This is a genomic window from Bacteroides sp. An269 (assembly GCF_002159755.1).
Taxonomy (GTDB): domain Bacteria; phylum Bacteroidota; class Bacteroidia; order Bacteroidales; family Bacteroidaceae; genus Phocaeicola; species Phocaeicola intestinalis.
The window spans coordinates 1-10,640 of sequence record NZ_NFJG01000134.1 but is presented as its reverse complement, the minus strand read 5'-3'; the positions used below and the strand labels follow the sequence as shown (position 1 = coordinate 10,640).

Sequence of the window (10,640 nt, the reverse complement as noted above, 5' to 3'; positions counted from 1 at the left end):
CTTCCGCCTATAGGACACAATAGGTCACCTCCTTTTCTTGGTTAACCTTTTTTACGGCAAAGGTAACTTTTTTCTTTGCCCTTTTACCAATGCAAATCTAAAGGAGGACGCAGAGGAACACAGAGTTTTTTAATTTTTCCTCTGTGTCCCTCTGCGCCCTCTGTGGTGAAATATATGACAAATAGGAATAATTATGGAAGAACAAATAGAAAACAATTGTTATTGGTTTGCTTTTTACGAAGGGCAGGTATTGATTGAGAAACGGGCCGGCGGGTGGCATATCCCCGTGGGCACAGAGCCGCCGGCAGCTATACCCGAAGGGAGTACCGTGCACGAGATAGGCGTGATGGACGGGTGTGCGGCAAAGGCATACGCTTTGGCGGCGCCCATAGAAGGGGATGATGAAAGCCCCCGTCGGATGAAAGACCTGCGTGCCTCGTTCGACGTATTGCCCTGGGACGAATACCGGATGGCAGGGAAAGCCTCAGAGATACTGACGTGGGACCGCGACAGCAGGTTCTGTCCCCGTTGCGGAGCGCCTGCCGGACAGGTGGCGCCCATTGCCAAGCGGTGTCCCGTGTGCGGTATGGAAATTTATCCGCGCATATCGCCTGCCATCATTGTGCTCATCAAGCGGGGCGAGGACGAAGTGCTCCTGGTGCATGCGCGCAATTTCCGTGGCACCTTCAAGGGGCTGGTAGCGGGATTTCTCGAGCCGGGCGAAACGCTCGAAGAATGTGTGCGGCGCGAAGTGATGGAGGAAACGGGGCTTACCATCAAGAACCTGAAATACTTCGGGAGCCAGCCGTGGCCCTATCCCAGCGGCATTATGATAGGCTATTCCGCCGAGTACGAGAGCGGCACCATCAAGCTTCAGAATGAAGAGCTGAGTGCGGGAGCCTTCTACCACAAATCGTGCCTGCCCGAGATTCCCAAGAAACTGAGCATCGCCCGCCGGCTGATAGACGCTTGGCTGGAAGGAAAACTTAATGACTAAAGGGTTATGGACTAGTATTCATTGGGCGATGTGAAAAAAGTGAGGACGCTTTGCATCAGTTGGGTGCGTGCTTTTTCTTCTTGGATACATTCGAAAGGAAAGCCGAGGGCAAAGATGCGATGGTTACCTTTGTAGGCAATGGCGGCACTGGCTTCAGAACCGGCATAGAGATAGACGGAAAAAGCATCGGATACGGGTGCCAAACTTTCGGGCGAAGGAACAGCATAAATTTCGGCATTAGCTTCACGGGCTATGTGGAAATTCAGGTTGTTACCTTGGATTTTGTTGGTGGACGAATGACGCATGCTTCCTTCATAGTTGTATTTCAAGGTGTTCTGTAGGAAAGTATCGCTGCCTAGTTGGCTTCCGGTATATGTGCCACTAAGCAGCAAATTTCCTCCAGAGTGGCAATAGTCGGTCAATGCTTGTTGCACGTGAAGGCTGAGCGGTTGGTTTTCTGCTCCACGGATAAGGTCAACGATTGGATAGTGTTGCAATTGGGTCGAACCACTTTCCAATGTCTCGTCACTGCACGATACGAATGACCAGTTGCCTGCCATTTGGATAGCTTTACCATGGATAAAGGGATAGTCAAATGTATTACCGGCGATGTATTTTCCTTCCAGTTCATTTCCGCTGTACCCTAGTCCGCCTTCAGTTTCTATTCCGATGCGGCTGCGTTCGAAACTTTGTTGGTATCCGCAGAAGGCGGTTGTGCCGATATAAGGTATGCCGGGGTCGGCTTTTAAGTCGAAACCTTGTAGCGTAGTGGTTTCGATGGTGGCAGGTGCGCTGGTACGGTGGAAACTGTTTACTATCAAGACTGTTCCTTTGCTATGTTTTGCCTTGTATGCCGACAGAATTTCGGAGGGGAAGCTTTCTCCGCCTCGATTAACTGCTGTGACGTAGAAACTGTAAATGATGCCCGGTTCTGCCTGAAATGTGTATTGGGGTTCGCGTACGTAGACTCCGTTGTCGAATCCTCCTCTTCCTATGCGGGTGTAGACAATGTAACCTTGTGCCTTGGCAGTAGGTTCGAGAGGGTCTTCTGTTGGTATCCACCGGAGAGTGAAAGTATTTTTCTTTTTTCCTTCATCGATGGCGAAATGCGTCACAGGGAGAGGTTGCACAGTATATTGTTCATCGTGCATGTCGGCAAGGTATTTCAGCAGGGTTTTGTATACGGAACGTGCTGTGGTAAACTTGAAAGCTGGTTCGTATCCTAGTTTTAAGTCGGCGAAATTTTGGTGCGACAGGGTTTCCAATATGGCTGAAGGCACAGCAGGCAGCCGGGTCTCACTATAGTTACGGTTCCACAAGGAGCGTCTTGCCCACTGGATGCCGAAGCGCGAACTGATATCCCGTTTCAGTTCTGTGAGGAGCATGTCGGCAAGGTCGCGCGAGGCATAGCGTGAAATACCGCAAGCCAGCTTCCCTTCATTGAAGCGGGTGGTATAGATGCCAAGTGAGCCTACCAAGCTGTTGTCTGGCTTGAAGCCGGCATCACTGTGTAGGGCAAGACTCAGTTCGAATGGAATGCCAAGTCCTTTTTCCTGTGGGTTGTAGACGGAACTGCCGCTCAGGTAATTGAGCATAAGTGAGCGGGCATTGATATCATCGTTGTAATCGTTTTCACCTTCGCTTTTACTGTAGATGGAGTAAGGCATGCCTGCCCATTGTGCCCAATAACGTGCACCTTCCGCCCATCGTGGCATGCCGCTGGTTTGTCCTTGCCGTGCAATGTTTCCCATTCCTCCCCCGAAGCGTACGGCATCAGCACACACGACACCTTTTTGCGAACTTTCGTTGCTGAGTACCACCATGCCGTAATCGTTCATACCTTGATCGAATTCGAAGGTACCCAGATAGACCCAGGTGCCTCCACCTATACGCTGGTTTACCTTAAATTCGGTCACTCCGCCGTTATGGAATACAAGATAACGTGCGTCAGTAACGCTTTCAGGAAGAGATTGATAACTGATGTAAACGGCATACCGGCCTTTTTCGGGGATGTAGGGAATCCATTCGGCAAACGCTTTTTCAGGTTTCTTGTGAGTGGGGATAAACCGGGCTGTGCCTTCGCGGAAAGGGTTTTGTCCGTCGGTGTATGTCGTGCGTTTTTGTGCAAATCCAGGCAACGATGTTGTTTGCCATACACATTTTTTCTTGTAGTTTACTTCCAGGTATTTGCTTCTGGGAGTGGAGATGTTGTTGTCTACGATGACTTCATGAGGTTGTCTGTCGCGTTCACGAGGGGTAAATACTATGGCTCCTGCATTTTCCAACATTGGAATCAGATAAGGCACTACGATGGATTGGGTGTAGAGGTCTTCGGTAGTGCCGAACAGGCGCGGACGTTGCCAGCACCATTTGTGTGTATCGTTTTTGTAAAACTTTCCGTGGCTTTGCCAAAGTGCAATGTGTTTGCCTTCCAGACCTTGGCTGGGTCGGTAGGCTTTCGAGAGGTTGCTCACCCACGGTTCGCCCCGGTATGCTGTTTTTCCGTATAGCCGTGTTTTGTCTTTCTGTTTATTGCGGAAGGCGTTCGGTACAAGGTTTTCGATAGGTTGCCCGTCGGTATATAGGGTCAGTGTGTAATAGTTTGCTGGTCCGGGCAGAAGTTGTTTCAGTTGGCGATAGATAGCCGTTGTGTTTTCTTCGGTGAAAGGTTGATAACCGAATACATCATTGGCGTAGATAGCAAGAGTTTTCTTTTGATGGTCGATAATGAAATGGTCCAGCCGGCATGTTCCGATGTCGGCGTAGTGGGTCTGGTAGTTTGCAAAGAAGTCTTCAAGCCGTTTCTCCACGTTTTTCTCCAGGCTTTGTGCCGGTGCATGGAAGAAGGAAAGGAAAAAGAAGAGAGTGAGGTATAGTTGTTTCATAGGAAATATATGTGTTTACATCCCTGTCATCCCAGTTCTCCTAACTCGAATTTTTCGGGATGTCTGCCCTTGAAATGTCTGAAATAAAGTTTGATTTCGCGCATGTCGGTTTCTATATCTCCACTGGCATAGAGATAACGTTCGGCAAAGATACATTTCCGCTGGTAGTCGATACCTACCAGGATAATTGGAATGTCTGCTCCTGCTGCGATGTAGTAAAAGCCTTTTCTCCAGTTGGGATTTGCCGAGCGTGTCCCTTCGGGGGTAATGGCCAGATGGAATTTCGTGCTTTGTTTTATTTTTTGAATCATCTGTTCAACCAGCGAAGTATGTTTATCCCGATGGACGGGTATACCGCCCATCCATCGGAATAAGATTCCCAACGGGAAAAAAAACCATTCTTTCTTCATCATAAATCCGGAATCGCGTCCGATGGCTGAAATGAACAGCTTTCCGATGAGCAAATCCCAATTGGTGGTATGTGGAGCGGCACAATAGATGCACTTGTCGAAGTCGGGGACAGATACACGCGACTTCCACCTTAATACCTTATAATAGATGAAGCGGCAGAGTGCTTGTTTCATTCCGTTTTTCCGTCTGCTAATTCGTCAATCTTGCCGATAATGGCGTTGATTCCCTCCTTAAAGTCTTCTTTCAGCTTTTTGTAGAATGGTTTGACACTTCCCGGTTCGGTGTGGCTGATACGTCCCACGATATCGTGGTGCAGGCAGACGATTTCATTTAAAAGCTGGTCGTATGCCGGACGCTTTTCATCGGATGCCACAGCCATTTCCCATAAGATAAGGCTTGTTACGTGATCGGATGTGTACTTCACGAATTTCTTTAAGTCTCTTCTTTTAGCCATAATGATATTCCTTTTTAGATAAATTGAGTATTGATTGTGGGGTAAAGATAATGTTTTTGTTTGAATTTACCGCTTTCTTTGCGAAAAAATCTTTCAAAACTCTTGTCGGGTGATTTTTTATTACAGACATTTTTGTCGTTACAAAAAAAAAAACGAAATTTGCGAAGCAGAAAAAGTGAATAACTTATATACACCTTTTTAAAATATAAACAATTATGACGAAAAGTGCATTACAAATTGCAAGAGCTGCTTATCAGCCGAAATTGCCTAAAGCATTGAAAGGTGCTGTAAAGGTAGTAGAAGGAGAAGCTACCCAGTCTGTAGCCGATCAGGAGGAAATCAAGAAATTGTTCCCCAATACCTATGGTATGCCTTTGTTGAAGTTCGTAGAAGGCGAACAGAAAGAATTTGCTCCGGTAAATGTAGGTGTCATCCTTTCGGGTGGACAGGCTCCGGGCGGACACAATGTGATTTCCGGTCTGTTCGACGGTATCAAAAAGATGAATCCAGCCAACAGACTGTACGGATTTATCTTGGGTCCTGGCGGTTTGGTAGACCATAATTATAAAGAACTGACTGCCGATGTCATCGATGAATACCGTAATACAGGTGGTTTTGATATCATCGGTTCAGGACGTACAAAACTGGAAAAGGAAGATCAGTTCGAAAAAGGATACGAAATCTTGAAAGAATTGGGCATTAAGGCACTGGTTATTATCGGTGGTGACGATTCGAATACGAATGCATGTGTGTTGGCCGAATATTATGCTGCCAAGAATTATGGCATTCAGGTAATTGGTTGCCCGAAGACCATCGACGGTGACTTGAAGAACGATATGATAGAGACTTCATTTGGTTTTGATACTGCCTGCAAGACTTATTCGGAAGTAATCGGTAACATCGAACGCGACTGTAATTCGGCACGCAAGTACTGGCATTTCATTAAGTTGATGGGACGTTCTGCTTCTCACATCGCATTGGAATGCGCTTTGCAGACTCAGCCGAACATCTGCTTGATATCGGAAGAGGTGGAAGCCAAGAATATGTCTTTGGATGATATCGTGACTTATATCGCCAATGCAGTAGTTGCCCGCGCTGCCGAGGGAAACAATTTCGGTACGGTGCTGGTTCCGGAAGGTTTGATCGAGTTTATCCCTGCAATGAAGAAGTTGATAGCAGAATTGAACGACTTCCTGGCTGTACATGCTGACGAGTATGCTGCTGTCGAGCCCAATAAACAACGTGAATATATCATCAGCAAACTGTCGGCAGACAATGCTGCTGTTTATGCTTCATTGCCCGAAGGCGTTGCACGCCAGTTGACGCTTGACCGTGACCCGCATGGAAACGTACAGGTTTCTTTGATTGAGACGGAAAAACTGTTATCGGAAATGGTGGGCAAGAAGTTGGCTGCCTGGAAAGCAGAAGGCAAGTTTGCTGGCAAGTTCTCTGCACAGCATCATTTCTTCGGCTATGAAGGACGTTGCGCGGCTCCTTCCAACTTTGATGCAGACTATTGCTATTCGTTGGGTTATACAGCAGCCGTATTGATTGCAAACGGAAAGACCGGATACATGTCTTCCGTACGCAATCTGACTGCTCCTGCAGAAGAATGGATTGCAGGTGGTGTGCCTATCACAATGATGATGAACATGGAACGTCGTCACGGAGAAATGAAACCTGTTATCCAGAAAGCATTGGTTAAGTTAGACGGAGCTCCGTTTAAGGCATTTGCTGCTGTACGCGATACGTGGGCAAAAGAAACGGCATACGTATATCCGGGTCCGATTCAGTATTTCGGTCCTACAGAAGTATGTGACCAGCCGACCAAGACTTTGCAGCTGGAACACCAGAAATAAGAATAAGACGAGTTAGAGATATGCCAATGTAGATAAGCGGACGGGTCGGTAGTGCTGTGAAAAGATGTTTTTGCAGGCTGTCCGGCTCGTTTTCTTTGTCTGTTTGGATACATTCCTTTTGTGAAAAGATAGGCATTTATTTTTATGGTAAAAGAACCATCTGTTACACACACAGGCTCTTCCAGTCGGACTGTGCGGACAAAGACAAAGGCTCCTTCACGGAATCCGGTTGGAACGGGTAAGAAGAGGAGACCATCCGGCAAGAAGAACCGGCCGAAGAAGAAAATTCGCTTGAGTTTGCCGGTATGGTTGAATTATGTGGTGATGGGAGGGATGGCAGCTTTGGTTGTAATCGGTTTTTATTACCTGTTTATCCGCCCGTATGCATACCGGTGGAAGCCTTGTTACGGAACAAAAGCCTATGGTGTCTGTCTTCCGGCTGGATATACGGTGCATGGTTTTGATGTGTCGCATCATCAGGGGGATATCAATTGGGAGGAACTCCGAAAAACACAATATGCGCCTTTTCCTGTACGTTTTGTCTTTATGAAAGCATCAGAAGGGGGCGATTTCAGCGACACCACATTTATTCGTAATTTCAATTGTGCACGTCAGTATGGCTTTATTCGGGGAGCCTATCATTTCTTTAATCCGAAAACAGACGCAGCGCGTCAGGCTGCTTTTTTTATCCGTTCGGTCAAATTGGAACCGGGCGATTTGCCTCCGGTACTTGATATCGAAAAGGTGGGCGATGATGAAAATGCACTCAGGAAAGGGGTAAAGACATGGTTAGGGATAATAGAGCGACACTACCATGTAAAGCCCATTCTGTATGCTTCTTACAAGTTCAAGGAGCGTTACCTGAACGATTCGATATTCAATACTTATCCCTATTGGATAGCTCATTATTATGTAGATTCGGTACGTTATGAAGGTAAATGGAAATTTTGGCAACATACCGATGGCGGAAGTTTGCCTGGCATCAAGGAGCAGGTAGACCTGAATGTGTTTAACGGAACTTTGGACGAGTTGAAGCAGATGACTATTCTTCCCGATTCTGTATTTTTCAGACTTTAGGAGTTCAAGACAGTTCCTACTTATAATTAGCTACTTGAAGATACCAGGTCGTGTTTCCCCGGATGACGGTTTACACGACCAGTTTCTTAGATTCGCTTGATGAACTTTACGGCTACCCAGCGGTTTTTTTCTCGGTAATGTACGAATTCCATACCCAGACTTTCAGCTTTTTCTTGGATGGCAGGAATATCTTCTATATAAAATCCGCTCATATAGAGTTCCGACCCCGGATGCATACATGCTGTATATGCAGGCATGTCGGCAAGCAGGATGTTACGGTTGATGTTGGCTATGATGACATCAAAAGGTTTGCGTCCTTTCAGCAGTGAAGCGTCACCTAGTTCTACATGGATGTTGTTTATGTGGTTCAAGGCAATGTTGTCGCGCGAATTGTTTACGCACCAGTCATCTATGTCGATGGCAGTTACCGGATTGGCTCCGCGCATACTGGCAAGGATAGCAAGAATGGATGTGCCGCATCCCATATCAAGTACCGATTTGTTTTTCAGGTCGGCATCCAGCAGTTCGGCAAGAATGGAACTGGTGGTTTCGTGGTGTCCTGTTCCAAAAGCCATTTGCGGATTGATGACAATGTCGTATTCGGCTTTTGGGTAATCCGTATGAAAGGTGCTGTGTATCACGCAACGGTTGTCTATCACGATGGGTTGGAAGAAATTCTTTTCCCATTCTTCGTTCCAGTCTTTATCTTCCGGTTCGGTAAGGGTATAGGAGAGACACACGTTGGGAATCGGGAAATCAGTCAGCACATTTTTTAATGCTTCTTCATCGAACAGCGCTTTGGGGATGTAGGCCTGCATTCCTTCTTCGCAGGGTACGAAGCTTTCGAATCCGATATCCGCTGTCAATGCCGCCAGCACATCTGTAATGGTTTCGTTGCACGGTTGTGCCTTCATTGTAACTTCAATGTATTTCATAAAAGAAAAGTATTGGTTAGTAGCAGGCAAAGGTAATATAATTTGTGTGATAGTGATAAACAGAAGAAGAGAATTTGTATCTTTGTCGCGCTTATTATCAACATCTACTTATGAAGATTCGTAATTATTTATGGGCTTTGCTCTTTTTAAGTGGAGGGAGTCTGACTGCCGTCGGCCAACAGCGGGTAGCTTTTATATCCGATGCGCATATCCAAAACATCGCAGACCATCCCGAACTGGTGCGTTCGATGGAAATGCAGGTGCAGTCCACCCGCTTGTTTAATGAAAACTATTACGCCTTGATAGCAGCACTTGATGATGTGGCAAGGAGGGGCATTACGCTGGCAGTGCTTCCCGGGGACTTGACTGATAACGGTCAATTTGTCAATCAGGAAAAAATCAGGGAGATACTCGATACTTATCATAGGCGGTACGGCATACAGTTTTTTGTGACGACGGGAAATCATGACCCAGTCCGTCCGTTCGGTATGCAAAATGAGGAGCAAGGTTTTCTCCGTGCCGACGGAAGCCGTACTACACAGGAAAACCGATGTGCGGGATATGCCGACGAGATGCACTGCTATGCAGCATTTGGATTTTATCCCCAACCCGGATATGTGTATTGGGAAACCCCTTTTACTTCCTACCGGTACGAAGATTATAATTATCAGGAAGCCTTGCGCGAAGGGGCTTTAGACCAACGGCAATATACATTGTGCGATTCCTTGCAGGCTACGGATGCCAGTTATTTGGTCGAGCCTGTACAGGGATTGTGGTTGCTTGCCATTGACGGAGGAGTCTATCTGCCCGGTGCGGTGAAAAACGGCGTACAGACTTACCAAGGCTCCAGTGTAGGCTATAATAATGTATTGAAACATAAGGCTTTTTTGCTTCCGTGGGTACGGAAAGTGGTAGCCGAGGCGAAGCGAAGAAATAAAATTTTGGTGACTTATTCGCATTATCCGTTAGTGGATTTCAACGATGGAGCTTCCGGATTAGTACGCAAGGCTTGGGGAAGCAGGAAATTCGATTTGCATCGGGTGCCGGACGAAGAAGTGACAGAAGCCTTTCTGGAAGCCGGCATCAGGCTGCACGTGGCAGGACACATGCATGTAAATGATACGGGAGTGATGCGCGGAAAGAATGGCAAATGTTTGTACAACATTCAGGTACCTTCCATTGCTACGTGTGTCCCGGCTTATAAGATTCTTACAGCTGAAGATGCGGAACATTTCGAAGTGGAAACGGTATTGCTGGATAGTGTCCCAGGTTTCGACAGTCTGTTTGGTTTGTATGAGAAGGAATATGCTTATGACAGGCAGGCAGGTAAGTTTCCGGTATGGAGTAGGGAAGCACTGGCATCAGAAAGCTATGCGGAGTTTTGTGACTGGCAGTTCCGCGACTTGGTGCGTGTGCGTTTCATACCGCAAGACCTCCCGGAGATAGTGCGTCAGAAAATGGTAACTATGAATGGAGCGCAGCTTTGGACGTATGTGACAGGCAAGGAAGCACAGACTGGATGGGGAACCGACTGGACGGGACATGATGTGATTGTCGATTTGTACCGTTTGCGTTATGCCGATAAGCTAGCCTTACGTCAGATTTCGGATAAGCGCCTGAAGGAGTACGATGAGTTGTTCAAGGCTGTGCGCAGGTCAGGTGCCGGCGATGAGTTGACAACCCGTCTGTGTGAGATAGCCGATATATTCGAATGCTTCCTGCACGGAGAGCCGAGCATCCATTTTTACATTGACTTGGATACCGACCGGATAACAGATGTGGAATAAAGGCTTCGGTTTTATTGAATTCTGCAACATCACATGTAGGGGCAGGGTCTGCCTGCCCGAAAACATTTACGTGGATGCATACGGGTGGGCTAACCCCGCCCCTACATGGAATGTTTGCGGATAGCCACTCAGAAGCTGTTTTGAATTTATCGTGCGATGATTTGGGATGAGTTTTTGAGGCATTTCCGCTTCTGTGATGAGGAAGATAGCGGGCTATCTGACGAAGAACAGGAGC

Annotated in this window: 8 protein-coding genes; 4 read left to right on the top strand and 4 right to left on the bottom strand. The window is 47.0% G+C overall.

The genetic code is table 11. From position 1 onward, the window contains the following. Positions 1 to 193: 193 nt before the first annotated feature. Entirely contained in the window at positions 194 to 997 is an 804-nt protein-coding gene (nudC, locus tag B5F71_RS17175; protein ID WP_087212739.1) for an NAD(+) diphosphatase, read from the top strand. 11 nt (positions 998 to 1,008) lie between these two features. Here the strand turns inward: nudC and B5F71_RS17170 are convergent, their stop codons facing one another. The 3 genes from B5F71_RS17170 to B5F71_RS17160 are packed head-to-tail and all read right to left on the bottom strand — an operon-like array spanning position 1,009 to position 4,747. Next, entirely contained in the window at positions 1,009 to 3,882 is a 2,874-nt protein-coding gene (locus B5F71_RS17170) for a xanthan lyase (RefSeq protein ID WP_087212736.1), read from the bottom strand. 26 nt (positions 3,883 to 3,908) lie between these two features. Next, complete coding sequence (locus B5F71_RS17165) at positions 3,909 to 4,466, bottom strand: 1-acyl-sn-glycerol-3-phosphate acyltransferase (RefSeq protein ID WP_087212733.1); 558 nt, start codon at positions 4,464 to 4,466, stop codon at positions 3,909 to 3,911. Continuing rightward, positions 4,463 to 4,747 (bottom strand): hypothetical protein, encoded by a 285-nt coding sequence (locus tag B5F71_RS17160; RefSeq protein ID WP_022040716.1) that lies wholly within the window; start codon positions 4,745 to 4,747, stop codon positions 4,463 to 4,465. The genes B5F71_RS17165 and B5F71_RS17160 overlap by 4 nt, the downstream gene beginning before the upstream one ends. Before the next feature lie 215 nt (positions 4,748 to 4,962). Between B5F71_RS17160 and B5F71_RS17155 the strand changes: the two genes are divergently transcribed. Both B5F71_RS17155 and B5F71_RS17150 read left to right on the top strand, forming a co-directional pair. Next, positions 4,963 to 6,606, top strand: a complete 1,644-nt coding sequence (locus B5F71_RS17155) for a diphosphate--fructose-6-phosphate 1-phosphotransferase (RefSeq protein WP_087212730.1) — start codon at positions 4,963 to 4,965, stop codon at positions 6,604 to 6,606. Positions 6,607 to 6,750: 144 nt separating this feature from the next. Then, positions 6,751 to 7,683, top strand: coding sequence for a glycoside hydrolase family 25 protein (locus tag B5F71_RS17150; RefSeq protein ID WP_022040714.1), 933 nt, complete (start codon positions 6,751 to 6,753; stop codon positions 7,681 to 7,683). Between the two features lie 86 nt (positions 7,684 to 7,769). On the opposite strand, the gene prmA is transcribed toward B5F71_RS17150, so the two are convergent. Beyond that, entirely contained in the window at positions 7,770 to 8,618 is an 849-nt protein-coding gene (prmA, locus tag B5F71_RS17145; protein WP_087212728.1) for a 50S ribosomal protein L11 methyltransferase, read from the bottom strand. A gap of 110 nt (positions 8,619 to 8,728) precedes the next feature. Between prmA and B5F71_RS17140 the strand changes: the two genes are divergently transcribed. After that, the gene (locus B5F71_RS17140) at positions 8,729 to 10,405 is read left to right on the top strand and encodes a metallophosphoesterase (protein ID WP_087212725.1); all 1,677 of its coding nucleotides are present in this window, start codon (positions 8,729 to 8,731) and stop codon (positions 10,403 to 10,405) included. The last annotated feature ends 235 nt before the right edge of the window (positions 10,406 to 10,640 follow it).